15 protein-coding genes are annotated in these 20,414 nt (G+C 47.8%); 10 read left to right on the top strand and 5 right to left on the bottom strand.

Going from position 1 to position 20,414, the window contains the following annotated elements; genetic code table 11:
* Positions 1-78: 78 nt before the first annotated feature.
* The gene (gene trhA / locus ACUJFL_RS08360) at positions 79-717 is read left to right on the top strand and encodes a PAQR family membrane homeostasis protein TrhA (protein WP_306176639.1); all 639 of its coding nucleotides are present in this window, start codon (positions 79-81) and stop codon (positions 715-717) included.
* Positions 718-730: 13 nt separating this feature from the next.
* Here the strand turns inward: trhA and ACUJFL_RS08365 are convergent, their stop codons facing one another.
* Positions 731-1,789, bottom strand: coding sequence for a mechanosensitive ion channel domain-containing protein (locus ACUJFL_RS08365; protein ID WP_445428984.1), 1,059 nt, complete (start codon positions 1,787-1,789; stop codon positions 731-733).
* A 187-nt stretch (positions 1,790-1,976) separates the two neighbouring features.
* Between ACUJFL_RS08365 and ACUJFL_RS08370 the strand changes: the two genes are divergently transcribed.
* The 3 genes from ACUJFL_RS08370 to ACUJFL_RS08380 are packed head-to-tail and all read left to right on the top strand — an operon-like array spanning position 1,977 to position 4,761.
* Entirely contained in the window at positions 1,977-3,212 is a 1,236-nt protein-coding gene (locus ACUJFL_RS08370) for a glycosyltransferase (RefSeq protein ID WP_445428985.1), read from the top strand.
* Positions 3,209-3,967 (top strand): Nif3-like dinuclear metal center hexameric protein, encoded by a 759-nt coding sequence (locus tag ACUJFL_RS08375; protein ID WP_445428986.1) that lies wholly within the window; start codon positions 3,209-3,211, stop codon positions 3,965-3,967. Before ACUJFL_RS08370 ends, ACUJFL_RS08375 begins: the two co-directional genes overlap by 4 nt.
* A gap of 20 nt (positions 3,968-3,987) precedes the next feature.
* The gene (locus ACUJFL_RS08380; RefSeq protein WP_445428987.1) at positions 3,988-4,761 is read left to right on the top strand and encodes a methyltransferase; all 774 of its coding nucleotides are present in this window, start codon (positions 3,988-3,990) and stop codon (positions 4,759-4,761) included.
* Between the two features lie 843 nt (positions 4,762-5,604).
* Here ACUJFL_RS08380 and tamB read toward each other — a convergent pair.
* Genes tamB through ACUJFL_RS08395 form a run of 3 tightly spaced genes read right to left on the bottom strand, consistent with a single transcriptional unit; the run spans position 5,605 to position 11,075 of the window.
* On the bottom strand, positions 5,605-9,339 hold the full coding sequence (gene tamB / locus ACUJFL_RS08385) for an autotransporter assembly complex protein TamB (protein ID WP_445428988.1): 3,735 nt from the start codon (positions 9,337-9,339) through the stop codon (positions 5,605-5,607).
* A gap of 31 nt (positions 9,340-9,370) precedes the next feature.
* Positions 9,371-9,730, bottom strand: a complete 360-nt coding sequence (locus tag ACUJFL_RS08390; RefSeq protein ID WP_445428989.1) for an autotransporter assembly complex protein TamA — start codon at positions 9,728-9,730, stop codon at positions 9,371-9,373.
* Positions 9,714-11,075, bottom strand: coding sequence for an autotransporter assembly complex protein TamA (locus ACUJFL_RS08395; RefSeq protein ID WP_445428990.1), 1,362 nt, complete (start codon positions 11,073-11,075; stop codon positions 9,714-9,716). The genes ACUJFL_RS08390 and ACUJFL_RS08395 overlap by 17 nt, the downstream gene beginning before the upstream one ends.
* A 223-nt stretch (positions 11,076-11,298) precedes the next feature.
* Between ACUJFL_RS08395 and ACUJFL_RS08400 the strand changes: the two genes are divergently transcribed.
* The gene (locus tag ACUJFL_RS08400) at positions 11,299-12,417 is read left to right on the top strand and encodes a beta-ketoacyl-ACP synthase III (protein WP_445428991.1); all 1,119 of its coding nucleotides are present in this window, start codon (positions 11,299-11,301) and stop codon (positions 12,415-12,417) included.
* 90 nt (positions 12,418-12,507) lie between these two features.
* Here ACUJFL_RS08400 and ACUJFL_RS08405 read toward each other — a convergent pair whose 3' ends face one another.
* Positions 12,508-12,816: an isoamylase early set domain-containing protein gene (locus ACUJFL_RS08405; RefSeq protein WP_445428992.1), complete on the bottom strand. Its 309-nt coding sequence runs from the start codon at positions 12,814-12,816 to the stop codon at positions 12,508-12,510.
* A gap of 395 nt (positions 12,817-13,211) precedes the next feature.
* Between ACUJFL_RS08405 and ACUJFL_RS08410 the strand changes: the two genes are divergently transcribed.
* From ACUJFL_RS08410 to ACUJFL_RS08430, 5 genes are all read left to right on the top strand, one after another.
* Positions 13,212-14,444, top strand: a complete 1,233-nt coding sequence (locus tag ACUJFL_RS08410; protein ID WP_445428993.1) for an efflux RND transporter periplasmic adaptor subunit — start codon at positions 13,212-13,214, stop codon at positions 14,442-14,444.
* Positions 14,437-17,904 (top strand): efflux RND transporter permease subunit, encoded by a 3,468-nt coding sequence (locus tag ACUJFL_RS08415; protein ID WP_445428994.1) that lies wholly within the window; start codon positions 14,437-14,439, stop codon positions 17,902-17,904. The genes ACUJFL_RS08410 and ACUJFL_RS08415 overlap by 8 nt, the downstream gene beginning before the upstream one ends.
* Before the next feature lie 19 nt (positions 17,905-17,923).
* Positions 17,924-19,504, top strand: a complete 1,581-nt coding sequence (locus ACUJFL_RS08420) for an L-lactate permease (protein WP_445428995.1) — start codon at positions 17,924-17,926, stop codon at positions 19,502-19,504.
* Positions 19,505-19,525: 21 nt separating this feature from the next.
* On the top strand, positions 19,526-19,792 hold the full coding sequence (locus tag ACUJFL_RS08425) for a putative signal transducing protein (protein WP_445428996.1): 267 nt from the start codon (positions 19,526-19,528) through the stop codon (positions 19,790-19,792).
* Between the two features lie 129 nt (positions 19,793-19,921).
* On the top strand, positions 19,922-20,374 hold the full coding sequence (locus tag ACUJFL_RS08430; protein ID WP_445428997.1) for a hypothetical protein: 453 nt from the start codon (positions 19,922-19,924) through the stop codon (positions 20,372-20,374).
* Positions 20,375-20,414 lie beyond the last annotated feature (40 nt).

Here is a 20,414-nt window from a genome sequence, read left to right on the forward strand (position 1 = left end):
AAAATTGTCGACGGTGGTTAGGCATTAGCGATAAAGCTGGTAAGATGAGTTGCATTATCGCACCTATTTTAAGATGTTATGAGTCATTACAGCCGTTTAGAAGATCAATTACACAGTTTAAGCCATGGTATTGGTGCCTTACTGGCTTGTGTCGGTGGCTATGCCTTGTTTTCACATACTCTAGAGGGGGATGTTTGGCAGCGGGTGGCCGCGCTACTTTATGCCAGTGCTTTGGTGCTGCTGTATAGCAGTTCTTGTTTGTATCATGCGGTGGTGGATCCGGTATTAAAGTTTCGCTTTAGACAGCTAGATCACGCTGCAATTTTTATTTTAATTGCGGGTACTTACAGCCCTATAACCTTAGTCAGTTTGCGGGGGCATTGGGGCTTGGCGTTGTTTGCGCTGGTTTGGGCCATTGCCATTGGCGGCGTGTTGCTAGAATGGCTCACTGCGATGAAATACAAAAAATTGTCGCTGGCGCTTTATCTTGGCTTAGGTTGGGTGGCGGTTTTGGCGTTAAAACCGATGCTGCAGCAATTAGAGCCGGGGGCTTTAATGCTGCTGTTAGCCGGCGGCCTAAGTTATTCGTTTGGTGTCATTTTTTACGTTTGGAAAAGCTTGTACATGCATCATTTAATCTGGCATCTGTTTGTGATGGCCGGTAGTATTTTGCACTTTTTGGCGGTGTACTGGTATGTGCTACCCGCACCCCGCTAAGTGTGATTTAAGCTTATTGAGCAGGCGATTCGGCTTGTTCAACCGAGGTATCATTTAATATTTTTAGCTGGTCTTTTAGCATTTTTAGTTGCTGCTGAAGCAGTTCTTTTTGCTCATCTTTGGCATCGCCTAACCTTTGTTCACACTCGGCAATTTGTGCCTGCAAGCCTGCTTTGGCGTTCTCGCGTTGCTCTGCTTCTTCGGCTTTATCAAACACGACGCTTTCTGCCACATTTTCAGTGTGACTCGGTGTAATGGGTTGGCGCCCCACAGGGATCACCTTGCCATCATCCGGCACTTTACGTTGACTCATAAAGCTGGGTGACATAATTTCGATACCCTCACCATGCAGGCCATCTAAAACCTGTTTGCGCAAATTTGAACGAGCACTGAGTAAACTTTTTACATCAACCAACATACCGCTGATTTTATAAGTAATCGCGAAATTACCCAGTTCAAGCACTTGCACAAAGGGATCGGTTAACTGGCTATTTTCCGCTGCTTGCAGCAGCAGCGTTTCAACTTGAGCATGATGCACATCATAGCCCAAAGATAAGGTTGTTGAGACAATACAACCCGAGCTGCGCGTCACAGTAACGGCGGTACTGACCAGAAGAGTATTGGGGATCGCCACCAATTCACGGTTTTCGGTTTGGATTTCGGTATCCAGTAAACCGCGTTCTACCACACGACCGAATAGCTCCCCAACTTGAATAAAATCACCGGTACGAAATGGTTTAGTCACACGCAACATGGTACCGGCCATAATATTCGAAAATAGAGTGCTAGAAGAAAACGCAAATACCCCCGAAATAACTAAACCAATTAACCCAATCACTTGGTTGCGAGAGCTATCACTTACCGGCAACGCCAGGGCAATGGCTATCACACCCATCAGCGTTAGCGCTAACATGGCTAATTGCCGTGGGAAAAGGCGTTCATTGCCATCGTTCTGATGGTGTTGGATTAAAAAGACGTGCGAGATCCACAAGATTGCACTGACGATGATCGCCGTAACCGCTAGCGGTAAAAACAGCAGTATCGTTTCGTTAACTGTTTGCAACAGTGACATAAAGACGTATTCCCTAATCGCAATGTGATGCAGACAATCTGATGTTGCTGATAATGATGAACACTAGCCAATCACCTGATTTTAATCAATGTCTTTTTATCTGAACACCAGTGAAATACGGGTGGGCAACACAGATGCTATTTACAGGCTTAGCAGGTAGAATATGGCCTTTTGAAAAGGAGCCAACATGCCACTGTTAGTGATTATTGGTTACGTTTGGCCTGAACCCAATTCGTCGGCGGCGGGGAGCCGAATGCTCAGTTTACTGCAGTTATTTCAACAGCAGGGCTGGCAGGTCATCTTTGCCAGTGCGGCGGAAAAAAGCCCGCATCGCTTTGTTTTAGAAAGTATTGGTGTTACTGAGCAGAGCATTATACTGAACGACAGCCGTTTTGATCAATGGATCGCTGAGTTACAACCTGCTGCCGTATTGTTCGATCGTTTTATGCTAGAAGAACAATTTGGCTGGCGCGTAGCCGAGGCTTGCCCACAAGCTTTACGTTTACTTGATATGGAAGACGTGCATGCGCTGCGCCATGCACGGCATGACGCGGTTAAGCAGCAGCGACCGTTGCAGCTAGCTGACTTGAACAATGAACTTGCTATGCGTGAAGTGGCGGCGATTTATCGTTGTGATCTTACCTTGGTGATTTCTGAGTATGAGCTGCAATTATTACAACAGCATTATCAGCTGCCAGCCAACTTACTGGCCTATTGCCCATTTTGGCAAACTGAGCCGGTTGCAAGTGCTCCGGGCTTTGCTGAACGCCATCACTTTATCAGTATTGGTAATTTCCGGCATGCGCCCAATTGGGATGCCGTATTGTGGTTAAAGCAGCAGTTGTGGCCGCAGATCCGAGCGCAGTTACCCCAAGCAGAATTACACATTTATGGTGCCTATCCGCCACCCAAAGCCACCGCCTTACATAATGCTCGAGAAGGTTTTTTAGTGAAAGGCTGGGTAGATAATGCCGAGCAGGTTATGCGTCAAGCGCGAGTCTGTTTAGCACCGCTGCGCTTTGGCGCCGGTTTAAAAGGTAAGTTATTACAAGCCATGCAATGTGGTACACCCAGTGTGACGACGCCTATTGGTGCTGAGGGGATGGCCATCGACAGTGGCTGGGCCGGTCAGATTGCTCAGACTAGCAGCGAGCAGGCAGCTGCCGCCTGTCAGTTGTATCAAGATGCTGCTGCTTGGCAAAGCGCGCAACAGCAAGGTTATCACATTTTAGCTACGCGGTTTGACACTGATCAAGCTCAGTATTTTTGGCAACGATTACAACCGCTGTTGATCGAAACGGCTTTAACGCGAGCAGAGCGACGCGCCAGCAATTTTACTGGCCAGATGTTACAATCGCATGCTTATCGAAGTACCCGTTATATGGGGCAGTGGATAGAAGCAAAAAATAGGAAAATGCCATGATTGAACGCCAACAGTTAGTCGACTATTTGGATAAGTTACTCGACAGTGGGCGCATTAAAGATTATTGCCCTAATGGTTTGCAGGTAGAAGGCAAAACACAGATCCAAACCGTGGTCACTGGTGTCACTGCCAGCATGGCGCTATTAGAGCAAGCGGCTGCTTTAAATGCCGATGCCATCTTGGTGCATCATGGTTACTTCTGGAAAAATGAAGCGCCCATGGTGGTTGGCATGAAAAAACGCCGTTTACAGCTTTTGCTAGCGCATGACATCAATTTACTGGGCTATCATTTGCCGTTAGATGTGCATCCAACCTTAGGCAATAATGCGCAATTAGCCCAGATTTTAAATGTCGAGGCTGCAACACCGGTATTGGGTGTCGAGCCGCTTGGCGTATTGCAACAAGGTGAGTTAGCCAAAGCTACGCCACTAAGCGATATTGCGGCGTTATTATCAGAACAATTGCAGCGCGACCTGTTGGTGGAAGATGTGGGCATTGGTGCTGTAACCAAATTAGCATGGTGTAGCGGCGGCGGCCAAGGCTATATCGAACAAGCCGCGGCGGCCGGAGCACAGCTATTTATCAGCGGTGAAGTCTCAGAGCAAACTATTCACTGTGCGCGCGAGCTGGGCATTCACTTTATTGCCGCAGGCCATCACGCTACAGAGCGTTATGGTGTCAAAGCTTTGGGTGAGTATTTAGCCACTGAGCTGGGTTTAACCGTACATTTTGTTGATATTGCTAACCCGGCTTAACCTGCCGACAAAGAGGCGCAATGCGCGATAAATTAACCGATCGTAATTTTGATCAATTAGCTGAGCGTTTCCAGCAAAACATTTATAACACCAGCAAGGGGCAGTTACGCCAAGCGGTGTTAATGCGCGATCTCTTGGCGCTATCGCTGTTAGCTAAGCCTTGTTCGGTGTTAGATGTCGGCGGTGGTCAGGGGCAACTCGCTTTGCGACTAGCAGCCTTGGGGCATCAGGTGCACTTAACCGATATTTCTGCCGACATGCTGGCGATTGCACAGGCGCAGGCTGCAGCGGCAAACTTGTCGCAACAGTTTCGCTTTACCCATAGCCCATTACAAACCCTGACCAGTCAACTTGCCGGGCAACAGTATCCGCTGGTGCTTTGTCATGCGGTATTAGAGTGGTTGGTTGATCCAGCTAGCGCAATTCAACAATTACGGCAAGTGCTGGCGCCCGGTGGCATTTTGTCACTGATGTTTTTCAATAAAGACGCGCTACGTTTTAGTAATATTGTGTATGGCAACTTTGATTACGTAAAAGCCGATATGCGAGTGAAAAAACCGGTACGCTTAAGCCCACAGCAGCCGTTACTGCAAGCGGATGTGCTGGCGTGGTGTCAGCAAGCGGGTTTCAGCGTCATCAGTAAAAGCGGTGTACGCTGTTTTCATGATTATTTACGCGATCGTCAGCTACAAATCACTCAATACAGCGAACTGGAGGCACTTGAGTTACAATACAATCAACAAGAGCCGTATGCCTCGTTAGGGCGTTATACGCATTTACTGCTGCAAGGTTAAACAAAATGCAGTGATGGGTATTACAAGTTAGTCAGCATTAATTAGTAGCACTCATAGGACCTGATATTGCAACTGAATTACACTACCCAGCTTCGGTAACTAGCTTCGGGGCAGATACCAAGACTCTATTGATGAGTTAATAGCGAAGTAAACTTTGGCTGGAGACGTCTTTTTCAGGGATGAAAAAGAGGAGCGTACACGGATGTATTTACCGCGTGCTCCAGTCGAAGCTTTACGGAGTGTTTAACCTTTTCGCCGTTGGCGAGATACTTTCTTTTGCGTCGCCAAAAGAAAGTATCCAAAGAAAATGCGACCCCACTTCCGCTCGAAAGCCCGACTGCTCATGCGCTGTCCAAGGCGAAAACGTAACTCGCGCGGCGCTACCGCCGCCGCACTCAAACACCCGTTTTCTTAAAACCTTGGCCACCGATGATCAGACGGCTCGCTCTAAGGGGAATAAAAGCCAGAGCGGTATTTGCTTAGCTAAATAGCTTGGAATAGCTTTGGAGTCAGATACCAAGTCCCTTAACCTTTTCGCCGTTGGCGAGATACTTTCTTTTGCGTCGCCAAAAGAAAGTATCCAAAGAAATTGCGACCCCACTTCCGCTCGAAAGCCCGACTGCCCATGCGTTGTTCAAGGGCAAAACGTAACTTGCGCTATGCTTCGTCGCCGCACTCAAACACCCGTTTTCTTAAAACCTTGGCCACCGATGATCAGTCGGCTCGCTCTAAGGGGACTAAAAAACCAGAGCGGTATTCGCTTAGCTAAATAGCTTCGGGGTCAGATACCAAGAGCTTTAACGTTTTCGCCAACGGCGAAAAGGGGTTCACTGATAAGTTGCTTTAATCAAATTCAAATTTGTAGAGCACATCAACAGCGTTATCCAAGCCTGATACTGCTTCTAAAAACAGGCTGCGCATTAAGCGATAGCGCAGTGTAAACTGGCCAATCGGCTGAAAAATACCTATACCGTATTTTAGTTGTAAATCTCGGGTCAGATAACCACTGACGGTAACCTGTGAGTTATCACCGGCACCTTCAGTATCCAGAGTGAGATCACTGACCCCAAAAGCCTCGCCAATTTCCCCAACCAGCTTGCCACTGGAGGCGAAACTCATGCCAATTAAGCTGGTGGTAACGCTGTTGGCGGCATTGCCTGATTCACTGTCGAGATCTCGACCCATTATTAAGTAGGAAAGGGCATTGGCTTGCGGTTTGGAGGGCTCGGAGAAAATACTAATCACCGGTTGATCGGCCGGACCTGTGACGCGAATACCGGCGAGCACGTCATCTTCCATATTAATTGGGTTACGAATAGCTTCGACGTTTAAAAACGGCTGATCAGCGGGGCCACTGAACGTCATTTTGCCTTGGCGGATTAATAAGTCTTGGCCATAAGCACGAAAGGTACCGTCTTGTAAGTTCACTTCACCGCGCACGGTGGGGTTAAACTGTTGCTGTTGTACACGTAAGTCACCGTTTAAACGGGTTTTTAAGCCAAATGCGGATAAATTCACTGCTTGGCCCAGTTGCACGCGAATGTCTGTTTCAATGGCAAAAGCCGCCGCTTGCTCTTCGCTGACGGGTTTTAAGCGGCGATCTAAGAGCACCAGATCGTTGGATAAGCCCACAGCATTTTGCGGCAAGCTATCAACGATAATTGTTGCACGCGGGATCTGCACTACACCGGTTATTTTACTGCGCCCGGGTGTGGCGGTGATCTGCAGATCGGGTTTTACAAACAGTAAGGCTTGTGGGATCTGCAGTTTTAATTCATCCCCTTTAACTTGCACCGCTAAACGCCAATCTTCACGCTGTTGCCAGTTAGCATCACCGCTTAAGGTGACGCGGCCTTCAGGGGTGTTGACGATGCCGTTTAAGCTGGCTTGTTCACCGGTAAACTTCACTTGTAAATCGGCCTGCTCAATATCGGTTGGCGCTAATTTACCTTTAACCCGCAGATCAGCAAGGCGCAGCTCACCGGCAATTTGCGGCTCAGCTAGATCACCGCTGATACTTAATTGGCTGGATAAGGTACCCGCCAGCTCGCTGTATTCATCCAGTAACGGCCGTAAAAAATCTAATGTCAGGTTTTGTAGCGTAATTTCACTGCGTAACGGTTTTTGTTCTTGGTTTAAATCACTGATCAAGGTTTGTGCCTGTAACACACCCTCCTTGCCAATACGCAGCTCAAGTTGGCTGCGTAGCTGATGTTGTTCGAGCGAAGCAGTGAGTGATAATGCCGACCAATCTAGAGTCACCGGCACATCCAGTTGTTGCGTAAAACTGCCCGGTTCACCGTTTAATTGTAGCGTTGCCTTGGCGGCTTGGCCTTGTTGCCATTTTGCGGCCAATTGCAGTGAAATGCCGCCTTTTAAACTCGATTGATAGGGCAGTAGCGGGTTTAATTGTGATAATTGATAATCTGCTAGCGTTAAGCTGAGGCTGATCGCTTCACGGTTTAAGGTGGTTGCTTCGGTTAAACATAAGGTGGTGGGGGCTTGCTGCCAACAATGCGCGGCCAGGCTTAATTGTTGCTTGATAATATCGACGGTAATAGGCAACGGCGCTGTTAATTGCCAAGCGCCTGCTGGGCTGGTTAAGGCCACTTGTTGCAGCTCGGCTTGCCAAAGCTGGCGATCGGTTAAGGCTCCTGATAAGTTGATATCGGTACTGAACTCATCCGCGGTCAGCGCCAGTTTTAATTGATGTGCCAACTCGGTGCCGCTTAGCTCAAGCGATAATTGCTGTAAACGTTGTTGTTGATATTGCCCCTTCGTCGCGCTCAGTTTCAATTGGCTGCGGATCGGTTGCGCCAAAGACACCTGTGCGGTTAGGTTCGCTTCGGCCAGTAGAAAATCTTCATAGTTGAGCTTGCTGGCATTAAGTGCGATTGAAATATCAGGCTGTTTCGCCAGACCGCGTACTGATAAAGCACCGTTTATTGCACCTTTTAAACCCGGGATACTCATTGCTAATTGCGGCAGTGTGATTTCGCCATCCAATTGCCATTGTTCCGCCAGTGAACCTTGGACACTCAGCGTATTGCTGCCGTGACTTAAGGTTAAGCCCGGCGTTGTTAGCTGCCAATCGGCGTTGGCGGGTTGGCCGGTTAGCGCTAACTCGCCCTGTATTTGCAGTGCTTGATCACGTAATGGGCCGCTCAAGTTTACTTGTGGTACGTGCAACTCAAGTTGTCCTGCTGTGTTATAGCTGCCTTGGGTTTGCAGCGAGCCTTGCAAGCGACCGGGGAAATCAGGCCAATATTGACCCGGCTGGATATCGCTTAAGGTTAGGGCTAATTGCCAAGCTATCTGCTGCTGTAAGTTGAGTAAACCTTCGGCACTGATCATGCCGCCTAGGGTCGTCAATTGCAGTTGGGCAAGATCAAGTTGTTGTTGCCAATGTTGCCACTGACCTTGCAGCAGCAGTTGACTGTCGGGCAGGTTGCTACCCGTGATGGCGCTGGCTAAGGACAGGTTTAAAGCACTTAAACGGCCAGTCACTGTTAATTGGGTGTCGTGCAACTGCATAGTCGGTGCGCTTAACGGCCAGCTTAACTGGGGGCTTTGCAGGCTAAGTTGCAACGGTAAATCATCGGTTAACAACGCCAATTCGCTGTGTAACTCTGCAGTAATGGGCCCTGAAGCCAACAATGACACCGACAGATCCGCCAGATCGCCACCGAGTGTTAACTTTAAGCGCTGTCCTGCAAAATCGCCTTGGTTTAACGTTGCATCAAGTTGTGCTTGTAGCGGGTAGTTAGGTTTGAGCTCGACATTGGCGCTGAATTGCACAGTGGCAAGCGGATGCTCGGCGCTGACATCCAGTAGCCGGACTTGTTGCGGGGTTAACTGCGCACTCAAGGTTAACTTAGCCAGTTGCTGATGCAACGCTGCTTGCTTAAAGCTGAATTCTGTCAGTTGGAAATCTTCTATCAGGATCGACAGCGGCAGCGAAATCTCGGGTAATACTGGCGCGTGATAGCCGGTTAATGCGGCGGTTTCAGTAGCTGCAGGCGCGAGCTCAACACTTAATTGATGCCAGCGTGTTTCGCTTAAACGCACTCGACTGCCCCAAGCAACCAAGGTGGTACTAAAAGATTGCCAAGTCAGTTGTTGAGTCGGGGTATTGAGAGCCACATCTTCAAGAATGATGCGGTTAATGTTAATAGGAATAGGGAGTAAAATACGGCCTGAACCGCTGGCCGCGGCGGGTGCTGTGCTCACCGTGTCTGGGTGGGTTTCTTCAAGGCTAGCGAGAACAATCCGACTACCGTGCAGTTTTAATTCAGGGATACACACACGCAACTGTAATATGCAGCGTTTTTGCAGGCGAAAGGTTAGGCTTTCAAGCTGTACATCTGCCATGTCATTTTTAAAGCGAATATCTGCTAAGCTCACCCCACTTAACCAAGCGCCCTCAGTTTTGCCGATGCTTAATTCATCGAGCAAGCTATCGGCTATCCACACGCTAAAACGCAGCCCTGGCTGCGTAAACAGCAGCAAACAGAGTAACAGCAATACCGCTATCAAGGGCAGTACCAGTGTACGGTTTAACCAGCGGCGCACGCGCATTAGACGCTGCTCCTTTGTACTGACCGAGTAATCATAATTCAGGTCCTAAAGAGAAATGGAGTTGGAAAGGGGAGTCAACGGCATCTAAACCCCAAGCTAAATCGATACGGACGGCGCCAACAGGCGAGGCCCAGCGTACACCAAAGCCGACCCCGAGTTTCCAATCTGGGGTATCTGTCCAAGCACTGCCATAATCGGTAAAGCCGGCTAACCACCAGTTCCCCTTTACCCGATATTGATATTCTAGTGAGGCCGTTGTCATGTAACGACCGCCAATCAGTTCGCCTTCATCATTAAGAGGTGAAACAGATTCATAGGCGTAGCCACGTAAGTTGTTATCGCCACCAGCGAAAAAACGGATCGATGGCGGTAAGTTATCGATATCTTCCATCAGCACGGCACCGGCGTCTCAGCCGACCGACGAAACGATGATTATTGGCAAAAGTGGTAATGTAGCCCGCTCGACCTCGTAACCTGACAAAGCTAGCATCAGAGCCCCAACTGCTATCTGCTACTTCCACGCCAATTAACAAGCGATCAGCGCGAGTTGGCATGCCTGAACCCGTTTGCCGGCTGCGCGAGAAACTCATACCGGGTATAATTAAGCTGCTGGTGTCTTGTTGATCGGCTTGGGTGTAATCCTCATACAACCAGCGTAGCGATGCCGTACGATACCAATCGTTGCTCAGTAGCCAATGCCGTTCTAATGCCAAATTAGACTCTTTTGACAAGGTATCTTGATAATCACGGTTGCGCAGGCCGTATTGTAATTGCCAGAAATCGGTGGCCACGCTTTCTAATGGCAGTTTATAGGCCGCCTGAATACTTTGCTCGGCCCCCGACAGCGCTAATTTGCTGTCCAAGCTATGGCCACGCTGATTTAACCAAGGTTTTAACCAATTGAGCTTCAAGCGCGCGCCCACATCATCTGAGAAACCAATACCGGTCTCGATACTGTTGCGTTTGCGCGGTGCTAGCTCAACATCCACCGGTAAAATATGTTCGGCCACCTGATCGGTATTACCGGTGACTAAAATAGAAGAAAACCAACTGGTGTTGGCAATCGCTTGGTTTAATTCACCCAATTGTGTTGCCAGATAAGGATCGCCCACTTTAAACGGTACTAAACTTTGTAAGCGGGCATCTTCAATTTGATTGCCTTGAAACCTCACCGGGCCAAAACGGTAACGCGGGCCACTGTCAAACGTCAGTTGTACAAAGGCTTGTTTCAGCGCCGGCGCCACTTCTAAACGAGCAAGACTAAAATTTGCCTCAAAATAGCCTTTGCGTAGAGCTAAATTCGTCAGCGCTTTTTTAAAACTGTCATAGCGGCCATGATGCACGGTTTGGCCAACTTGGGGGGCTTGTTTTAATAGTGCCAGAAAATCACTATCGTTTTGCGCTTCGCCGTTAATCAGAATATTGGCTTTGTTGATAAGCGTGGGCTCACCGGCATCCACCTGGATAAGCAGCCGACTATTTTTACCACTGTTTTGAAGTTCAATGCTGACCGTGCTCTGGTAATAGCCCAGTGCTTGCAGAGCCGTGCTAATGTCATCTTCTAAGCGAGATTGAAAACGCAGTGCTGTGGAGATCTCGTCTGGTGTATAACGGTCAAGATAAAGTTTTACATTATCTTCCAGCTCGCCAGATAAACCCGTCAGGCGCAAGCTTGTTTGCGCCGTGGCAATGTTTGGCAGCAGCAACACCATTAAAAACATGATCAATCGGAACATGACTCTCCTGTGAGGTCGTCGGTTAGCCAACGTTAGGTCGTTAGCAGCAAAAAACCGAACTTCTTAAGTTAAGTGTACCTGATCGCCAGCATGGCGGCAGTAAACAGCAGGTTAACTGCTGAAATATTCTGCAATAACTGAACTTGGCATCACCTCTGACCAGCAAGTTTGTTATACTGAGCCACAAAAGTGACAAAGGTTCACAATTGCACAAGGTGGCGCGATGAAAAACATAGTGATCAGCGGCTCTGGCTTATTTACGCCAGAACTAACTATTAGTAATGAAGAATTGGTACAAAGTTATAATCAGTATGCCGATAATTATAATGCGGAACATGCTGAAGCGATTGCCGCAGGCGAGTTAGCGGCACTGGCGTATTCTAGTTGCGAGTTTATTGAAAAAGCCTCGGGCATTAAATCGCGACATGTGTTGTATAAAGACGGCATTTTAGATCCTGCCGTGATGCGGCCTATTTTTCAAAAGCGTGGTGAAGAACACATGCCAGAAATGGTTGAAATGGCGTTGTTTGCCGCGCATCAAGCCTTAGTTCAAGCGAATAAAACACCGGCAGATATCGATTTAATTATTTGTGCGGCGTCGAACATGCAGCGCCCTTATCCGGCTTTATCAATAGAGCTGCAACAGCAGCTAGGAGCGGGCGGTTATGCTTTTGATATGAATGTTGCCTGTTCTTCTGCCACCTTTGCCATTAGTAATGCTGCCAATGCAATTCGCGGTGGCACGGCGAAAACTGTACTGGTGGTCAACCCCGAGTTTGCTTCGCCACAAGTCGATTATCGTAATCGCGATAGCCACTTTATTTTTGGTGATGTGTGTACTGCAACCATTATTGAAGCGGAAGAAACCGCAAATAGCCCATACGCTTTTCGTATCTTAGGCATGCGCCTGAAAACTGAATTCTCTAATAATATTCGTTGTGATATTGGCTACACCGAGCATTGCTTTGATCAGCATGATGCCAGTACGCCTTTTTTCAAACAACAAGGGCGCAAAGTCTTTAAAGAGTTATTGCCGATTGTCGCCGATGTCATTTTAGATGAGCTTGCGGCGCAGCACATTGCGCCAACTGAGCTTAAACGGCTGTGGTTACATCAAGCCAATATCAATATGAATATTTTCGCTGCGCGGAAAATTTTAGGGCGCGAGCCTTTACCTGAAGAAGCGCCGTTAGTGTTAGATACTTATGCCAATACGGCTTCAGCAGGGTCGATTATTGCTTTTCATTTGTATCAACAAGGACTGGATACGGGTGATAAAGCCATTTTATGCTCATTTGGCGCCGGATATTCTGTTGGCTGTTTAGTTTTAGAAAAGTGCTAACGCTGCGCAAAGGCAACAATAAAGGTTAATTTATTAGTTAAATTGAACGCCTGACGGTATGAAAAAAAGGGGCGATATGCCCCTTGTTAATTAAATTTTTAATACTGAGTTTTGATCATGCGACATATCGCTTTGTGCAAAGCCATCTGCTTCATCGTCATTTAACCAAGTAGTACCATCGATAAGATAGCGAAATTGATATTCGCTATCTTTGGCTAACGTAATACTGGCACTAAAATCACCGGCTTTACTCTTCTTCATCAAAAGGGCTGCAGGATCCCAATCGTTGAACTCCCCTAACAAAGCAACCTGTGTAGCATCAGGCAGGCGAGCAGCTGCCAACTTAAAGGTCACTTTGCAAGCGGGTTTGGTTTTCAAATACTGCTTACTAATGCTCATTGCACACTCCTGTTGCGGCTTAGGGATTATACCAAAATGATGCCAAGCATCATGTTTAGTACCTCATAACCCTAACGCAATGTAACGATTTTGCCAATGCCTAAAAATTAAGCATGGCAGGTTTTTTGGCATCATTAGTTTGTAACAAAATGTTTTTTGCATTCAGGCGTAATAATACGGCTTGCTGAGGTCTAGCTGCTACTCGCTATCTGGCGAACAGCGCTAAGCCCTTTGTACTAGCGCCTTTGCTTGCAAAAGCGTTTTGAAAGGTATTGGCGACACGGGTTGGCGGCGTATTTTTATGGATACAAAAATTAACAGACCAATGCAACGATCTGTCGTAATTCTGCGTATGATGGCAAATAGAAAATTCTTATTAAACTCAGGATCATCTTATGTCTTCAAAATTTATGCGGGTCGGTTTGCCGATCATCATACTGTTACTTGCCATTGCCTCAGCTTACGGTTTGTCAACGTTGCGTAAACCCCCAGCTAAGGTGGCAGAGCAGCGTTTAGCTTTATTAGTCAATGCCGCTGAGTTACCTGCCGAAGACATTACTTATAAAATTGCTTCGCAAGGTACAGTAACGCCAAAGCTTGAAACAACCCTGATCTCTGAAGTTACCGGGCGTATTGTCGCGGTCTCAGAGCAATTTGTGGTGGGCGGCTTTTTTGAAAAAGGCGACTTGTTATTTCAAGTGGATCCGGCCGATTACGAAACTGCAGTCAAGGCGGCGCAAGCCTCATTGGCGGGTGCCAAGGCACAGCTAGAAGAAGAAAAAGCCCGTGGCCGCGTGGCTGAAACCGAATGGCGCTCTTTTACCGAAGGCAAAGCCCCGGCGTTAGGTTTGCGCCAACCGCAATTGGCCAGTGCCTTAGCCAGCGTGCAAGCAGCCGAAGCCGAAGTAGAGCGGGCACAGCGTGATCTTGACAGAACACAGATCCGAGCGCCTTATGCCGGTATGGTGAATAGCCGCAGCGCCAACTTAGGGCAATTTATCACTCGCGGCTCTCAGTTAGGGATGATTTACGGCACTGAGATTGCCGAAATTCGTTTACCACTAACGGATACCGATTTTGGTTTTTTACCGCCAGCCAACACGCAACAAAGCTTGTCTATTCCGGTGAGCTTAAGCACTGTGGTAGCAGGTCAGCCGCAGCAATGGCAAGCCACTATCGTTCGCACCGAAGGGGTATTGGATGAGCGCAGCCGCGTGATTTATGCCGTGGCAGAAGTAGCCGATCCCTATCAGCGGCAAAATGCCGCCGGCCAGCCGCTGCAATTTGGTCGTTTTGTACAAGCTGAAATCAGTGGTATTGCCGCATCACAAGTGGTCAAAGTGGCACGGCATTTACTGCAAGCGGGAAATCGGGTGTTAATTGTCGATGAGCAAAACACTTTGCAATTTCGCCAAGTTAACCTAGCACGCGCTGATGCTAATTTTGCCTATATTAATGCGGGCTTTATGCCGAACGATCGTTTAGTGGTATCACCGGTCACCAATCCGATTGGTGGTACTGTGGTGCGCGTGGCGGGTGATACGCCCAAGGATGCGTTAGATAATGATTCGCCTGCGGTAACAACCGAGCAACTCGCAAGCGCAACTGAGGCAACCGGCAATGAATAAAGAAACAGGTATTATTGCTTGGTTTGCTCGCAATAGCGTAGCGGCCAATTTGTTGATGATTATTTTGCTGCTCGCGGGTGTTGCGGCGGTTTTAACCATAAAAAAACAAGCTTTTCCAGAAATTCAGCTAGAGCAAGTGAATATTCGAGTGCCTTATTTAGGTGCTGCGCCACAAGAAGTGGAAAGTGGCGTTATTGATAAAATCGAAGAGAGCATTCGGGGCGTTAACGGTATCAAACGTATTCGCTCAACGGCGGTTGAAGGTTTAGGCACGGTTGTGGCGGAAATTGCCTCGGGTTATGACATTACCGAGGTAATGGAAGAGATTAAAACGCAGGTGAACTCTATTTCCACTCTGCCAGAGCAAACCGAGCGGCCATTAGTCTATCGGATTCGTTTTCAAAGTAATGTGATGTTTCTATCGCTCTATGGTGCAGCCTCAGAGGCGGCATTAAAAGAACTGGCGAAAACCATTCGCGATGAAATTAAAAAACAGCCGGGTGTGAGTAAGGTTGATGTCATTTCTGCTCGAAACTACGAAATCTCTGTTGAGATCCCTGAATCACGCTTGCGTGAATACGGTTTAACCTTTGATCAAGTGGTCAGTGCCATTCGCGGCAGCTCGGTCGATTTACCCGGTGGTTCAATTCGTTCAGAAAGCGGCAATATTTTGCTGCGCACCAAAGGCCAAGCTTACGATCAAAACGATTTCGACAACATTGTTCTAGTGAAATACCCTGATGGTACTCGCTTAACATTAAGTGATATCGCGACAGTGACCGATGGTTTTATTGAACGCGCCAGTTTAGCGACTTTTAATGGTCAAAATAGCGTAACGGTGCGCATTGATGCGGTAGGTGAAGACGACACCCTACAAATTGCTGAAACAGTTAAAAAATATGTTGAAAACAAACGCAATGAGCTGCCACCGAGTATCTCGTTAGATTATTGGGGTGATTCGAGCTATTACTTGCAAGGCCGCTTGGATTTAATGACCAGCAACCTGCTGTATGGCGTGTTATTGGTGCTGCTGGCGCTCACGCTGTTTTTAGAATTCCGCATTGCTTTTTGGGTGATGGTGGGTATTCCAATTTGTTTCTTGGGTGCCTTGGCCATGTTACCGCTGCCCTTTTTTGATGTGTCCATCAATATGATCAGTTTATTTGGTTTTATCTTGGTGCTGGGGATAGTGGTCGATGATGCGATTATCATCGGCGAGAGTGCCTATACCGAAATTGAAAAACGCGGTAAATCAACCGAAGCGGTCATTGCTGGGGCAAAAAAAGTGGCGATGCCCGCCACCTTTGGGGTGTTAACCACCGTGGCTGCCTTTGTGCCCATGCTATTGGTCGGCGGCGCACAATCGGCTATTTGGGGCTCGATTGCTTGGGTTGTGGTGTTGTGTTTATTGTTTTCGATTGTGGAATCTAAGCTGATTTTACCGGCGCACATTGCCAATATGGACACCAAACCTTGGGATCCCGATAAAGGCGGTATTTATGCCTTAGGTCGTTTTGGTAGCAATACCCTGAAAAAAATCCGTGGCGCGGTTACTCGCCACTTAAACCACTTTATTCAACAGAAATACCGGCCTTTTATTGAGAAATGCATCGAATTTCGCTATTTAACCATGGCGGTATTTTTTGCCTTGTTGATTTTAATGTTTGGGGTCATTTCGGCCGGTTTTGTGCGTTGGGTGTTTTTTCCTGATGTGCCGAATGATTTTTTACGCGCTACAGTGCAAATGGAAGAGGGCGCATCTAACGAAGCAACCGTGCTCGCCATGAAAGAAATTGAAGCAGCGTTAATGCGGGTAGATAAAGAGCTGTTAGCAGAAGGCGAAGATTTAGTTGTTAAACATCGTTTAGTGTTCCTCAGTAGCGATACTGCGGGGCAACTGCAAGTTGAACTGGATAAAAGTGAAGGCCGTGAAGTGGACAGCAACGAAATAGGTCGACGCTGGCGTGAACAGATCCCAGAAATTCCAGGCTTAAAAGCCTTTAAACTCAGTAGCTCTGGTTTTGGTGGCGGGGCTGACATTGCGCTGCAATTACGCGGCAGCAATTTGGCTAATTTGCAATTAGCCACTGCAGAATTAAAAGAGCGTTTAGCCACTTATGAAGGGGTCTTTGATATTGAAGATAACCTGCTCGGCGGCAACGATGAAATTGTGCTGGCGCTGAAGCCCGAGGCCGATGTGTTAGGCATCACTTTAGCTGATTTAGCGCGTCAGGTGCGCTATGGTTTTTATGGTGCCGAAGCGCAGCGTATTCAGCGCAATGGCGAAGAAATTAAAGTGATGGTGCGCTACCCACAAGAAGAGCGTCGTTCGATTGGTGATTTAGAGAACATGCGTGTGCGCACCGCTAACGGCGGCGAAGTGCCATTCTCACAAATTGCCAGTTACACCTTACAGCCCAGCTTTAGTGCCATTAACCGGGTTAATGGTGAACGAGCCGTTACCGTTACCGCGGCGGCTGATAAAGCGCGAATTGAACCGGGTAAAGTGGTCGCCGAAGTGCGTAATACCCTTATTAAAGAGCTGGAACAAAAATACCCAGGTGTTACCGGTGAGCTTGATGGCGCAAGTCAGGATGAAGTGGATGCCATTCGTGATTTATTAATTGCCGGTGCCTTTGCCTTGTTCTGTATTTATGCCTTGATGGCGGTACCGCTAAAGTCTTATGCGCAACCGTTAATTATTATGAGTGTGATCCCCTTTGGTTTAGTCGGTGCGTTAATCGGCCATATGTTGTTGGGGTTAAGCTTAAGTATCATGTCCGTATTTGGTTTGGTCGCGCTGGCCGGTGTAGTGGTGAACGACAGTTTGATCATGGTTGACTTTGTGAATCGTGCGCGGGCAGAAGGTATTGCGATAAAGCAAGCGGTTGTGGAAGCCGGTACGCAACGTTTTCGCGCCATTTTGCTGACGTCATTAACCACCTTTGTGGGTTTAGTGCCGATTGTGTTTGAGCGCAGCTTACAGGCAAAAATTGTAGTGCCTATGGCAGTGTCTTTGGCCTTTGGGATCCTGTTTGCTACGGTGATTACCTTAGTGTTAATTCCGGCGCTGTATGTGATGCTAGAAGATGCTAAAAAGCATGTACCTAAGTGGTTCCGTAACTTTATGCAGGAGTTTGGTCGTTATGCCGATTGGCGTGGTTTAACGGAACGCAAAGCTTATGTGCATTTTTATATGCTGCATCTGGTGGTGATTGTCGTGTTCTTAATCATTGATGCCATTTTACGCACGAAAGGCATGGTCGCTTTGACCTATATGTTGTTTATGTATTTGCCGGTAACCGCCGCCACAGTTCGTCGTTTACGCAGTATAGGCTGGAATCCGTGGTGGGTGTTAGTGAGTTTTATACCGATCATCGGTAGACTGTTTGTGTTCGTTATCTGTGCCATGCCTAGTCGGCAAGAAAAACATCAGGCGTCTTTAGTGACCAGCCAGTAATCAGCCCAAGGAGCGTGGCATGACCCTGTGGCAAATTCTGACAGCGGCCATGCCGCTGCTCAGTGTATTTATCTTATTGGTGTTATTTCGCCTGCCAGCAAAGCAGGCGATGCCGCTAAGTTTACTGCTTAGCGCGCTATTGGCTTATAGCGTGTGGCAGATGCCGTTACAGCAATTAAGTGCTGCCGTGTTAGAAGGCTTAGTGATTGCCGCGACCATTATTTGGATTATCTTTGGCGCTATTTTACTGCTCAATGTGTTGAAGCGAAGTGGTGCTTTAGAGGTCATCAAACAGGGTTTTGGTCAGATTTCGTCGGATAAACGCGTACAACTGATCATCATTGCTTGGCTATTTGGCAGCTTTTTAGAAGGTGCCGCCGGTTTTGGTACCCCGGCTGCCATTGCTGCACCCTTACTCGTCGCTTTGGGTTTTCCACCGCTAGCGGCCGTGGTGTTGGCACTGATTGCCGATTCCAGTGCCGTGTCTTTCGGCGCAGTGGGTACGCCGGTGTTAGTGGGGATTGCGCAAGGTGTACCCGGCACCTCCTCCAGCGAATTACAGCAGATAGCCCTTATTGCGATTAGTATTGATATTATGGTGGCCTCTTGGCTACCGCTGTTGATGTGTGTGCTGTATACCCGTTTTTTCAGTACGCCTGCCAGTTGGCGCGCCGGTTTTGTAATGGCGCCGTTTGCCCTGTTTTCCGGCTTAGCCTTTACTGTGCCAGCTTATTGGGTGGCGTGGGCGTTTGGTCCAGAGTTTCCCTCTGTATTAGGTGCCTTAGTGGGCTTAGCCTTGGTTTGCACTGCCGCCAAGTACCGTTTTTTACTGCCGAGCGTGTTAGCTAATTCTTCTGTAGCAACAGAGCCAAGCATTGCGCCCACCTTAAGTCTTTGGCGTGCCTGGTTACCCTATCTGATGGTAGCGTTGTTGCTGGTGCTAAGCCGCGTGCCGGCTTTACCCTTTAAAAGCGGGTTACAACAAGTGAGTTGGCAATGGCAGGGTATTATCGGTTCTAGCTTAAATGTCAGTGTTGCGCCCTTGTATTTACCGGGCACGATTTTTGTGATCATTGCTATTTTAGCCTGTTTTATGTTGGCGGCACCGCGCCAGACGTTGCGCCATGCCTTTAAAGACAGTTACAAGATGTTGCTTCCTTCCGTGATTGCCTTGGCCGCTGCCGTGCCCATGGTGCGGATTTTTTTACACTCTGATTTGAATGACGCGGGTTTGCCGGCGATGCCGATGGCCTTAGCTCAGCTAGCCGCAGGCAGTTTAGCAGAGAGTTGGTTATGGCTAGCGCCTTTTGTTGGCGCCTTAGGTTCCTTTATTGCAGGCTCTGCAACCTTTTCTAATCTGATGTTTGGCAGTTTTCAGCACGCCATGGCGTTAGAAGCTGACGTGAGTAGTCAGTTGGTGCTGGCCTTACAAATGCTTGGCGCCAATGCCGGGAATATGATTTGTGTGGTGAACGTGGTGGCGGCGGCCAGTGTGGTTAATTTAAATGGCCGTGAAGGTGAGATCATCCGCTATACCCTGTGGCCAATGCTGTTTTATTGCTTAGGTGCGGTGCTGGTGGCAAACTGGTTTTTCAACTAAGCTCAAAGAAAAGGATGAAGTATGCAAATAGTCTTTCGAGCGCATGAAATAATCGAAGCACATATCGTCGCCGGTATGTTACAAGCTCATGATATTGCCGCTCATGTTGGTGGGCATTATTTACAAGGCGCTGTTGGCGATATTGGCACCATGGGCTTTGCAAATGTATTTGTGGCTGATGAAGACATGCCACGGGCCGAGCAGTTATTAAAAGATTATCAAGCGGCGGAAATCGTTGAGCCTACTGCGGCAGACTGGGATGAAACAGGTTTGCAAGGCGCTAAATAACACCAGACGGTTTTAGCAGCATGAATTAAGCCGCGAGAACCGGCTGGTAACCTATTAGTGTATGGCATGGGCCGCCGTTATCGCGTTTTATTAACGAACGCTCAAATGAACAAGGACGTTAGCAGTAAAATGACCAAGTTTAGTACAATACCATCGGCTGTGCAGGCTAAGCCTTTTTACCAACAACCGCGCATCCTGTTTGCAATCTGGTTGTTATTGAGCATCCTCTACTTAGCGTATCGCTATATAACTGACCAGTTTTGGCTGTTCGAAACGCTCTATGGTTTACTTTTACTGAGTTATCCTTTTTGGCTACCGTCGTTATTTAAAGCACCAAAACCATTGCTGATCAACGATCCGAAGAATTATGTGCGCTTTAATGCTGAGCAAATGCTGATTGGCGAGGCGAATATAGAAATAAAGAAAGTACAAAAAGTGGCGCTAGATGTGGTGGAGCAGCAAGTGTATTTTTCGTTACCTTTTAATAGCAACAAATTACCAAGCTTTGTATTTGCTGTAGAACAGCTTGAAGACTTTAAAGCGCACTTGGTTAAGGGGTTAGGCAAGATTGATTATGTTTAAGCTGCTTAGCAAAGTCAGTGAGACCAAGGCCTTACTGACT

This window comes from Alishewanella sp. HL-SH05, from assembly GCF_052655985.1.

What these genes read in the sequence shown, in the direction of transcription:
- ACUJFL_RS08370 (WP_445428985.1), top strand. Translation starts at nt 1,977, where the DNA reads ATGCCACTGTTAGTGATTATTGGTTACGTTTGGCCTGAACCCAATTCG.
- ACUJFL_RS08390 (WP_445428989.1), bottom strand. Translation starts at nt 9,730, where the DNA reads ATGGAAGATATCGATAACTTACCGCCATCGATCCGTTTTTTCGCTGGT.
- ACUJFL_RS08405 (WP_445428992.1), bottom strand. Translation starts at nt 12,816, where the DNA reads ATGAGCATTAGTAAGCAGTATTTGAAAACCAAACCCGCTTGCAAAGTG.
- tamB (WP_445428988.1), bottom strand. Translation starts at nt 9,339, where the DNA reads ATGCGCGTGCGCCGCTGGTTAAACCGTACACTGGTACTGCCCTTGATA.
- ACUJFL_RS08375 (WP_445428986.1), top strand. Translation starts at nt 3,209, where the DNA reads ATGATTGAACGCCAACAGTTAGTCGACTATTTGGATAAGTTACTCGAC.
- ACUJFL_RS08420 (WP_445428995.1), top strand. Translation starts at nt 17,924, where the DNA reads ATGACCCTGTGGCAAATTCTGACAGCGGCCATGCCGCTGCTCAGTGTA.
- ACUJFL_RS08410 (WP_445428993.1), top strand. Translation starts at nt 13,212, where the DNA reads ATGTCTTCAAAATTTATGCGGGTCGGTTTGCCGATCATCATACTGTTA.
- ACUJFL_RS08395 (WP_445428990.1), bottom strand. Translation starts at nt 11,075, where the DNA reads ATGTTCCGATTGATCATGTTTTTAATGGTGTTGCTGCTGCCAAACATT.
- ACUJFL_RS08415 (WP_445428994.1), top strand. Translation starts at nt 14,437, where the DNA reads ATGAATAAAGAAACAGGTATTATTGCTTGGTTTGCTCGCAATAGCGTA.
- ACUJFL_RS08425 (WP_445428996.1), top strand. Translation starts at nt 19,526, where the DNA reads ATGCAAATAGTCTTTCGAGCGCATGAAATAATCGAAGCACATATCGTC.
- ACUJFL_RS08400 (WP_445428991.1), top strand. Translation starts at nt 11,299, where the DNA reads ATGAAAAACATAGTGATCAGCGGCTCTGGCTTATTTACGCCAGAACTA.
- ACUJFL_RS08380 (WP_445428987.1), top strand. Translation starts at nt 3,988, where the DNA reads ATGCGCGATAAATTAACCGATCGTAATTTTGATCAATTAGCTGAGCGT.
- trhA (WP_306176639.1), top strand. Translation starts at nt 79, where the DNA reads ATGAGTCATTACAGCCGTTTAGAAGATCAATTACACAGTTTAAGCCAT.
- ACUJFL_RS08365 (WP_445428984.1), bottom strand. Translation starts at nt 1,789, where the DNA reads ATGTCACTGTTGCAAACAGTTAACGAAACGATACTGCTGTTTTTACCG.
- ACUJFL_RS08430 (WP_445428997.1), top strand. Translation starts at nt 19,922, where the DNA reads ATGACCAAGTTTAGTACAATACCATCGGCTGTGCAGGCTAAGCCTTTT.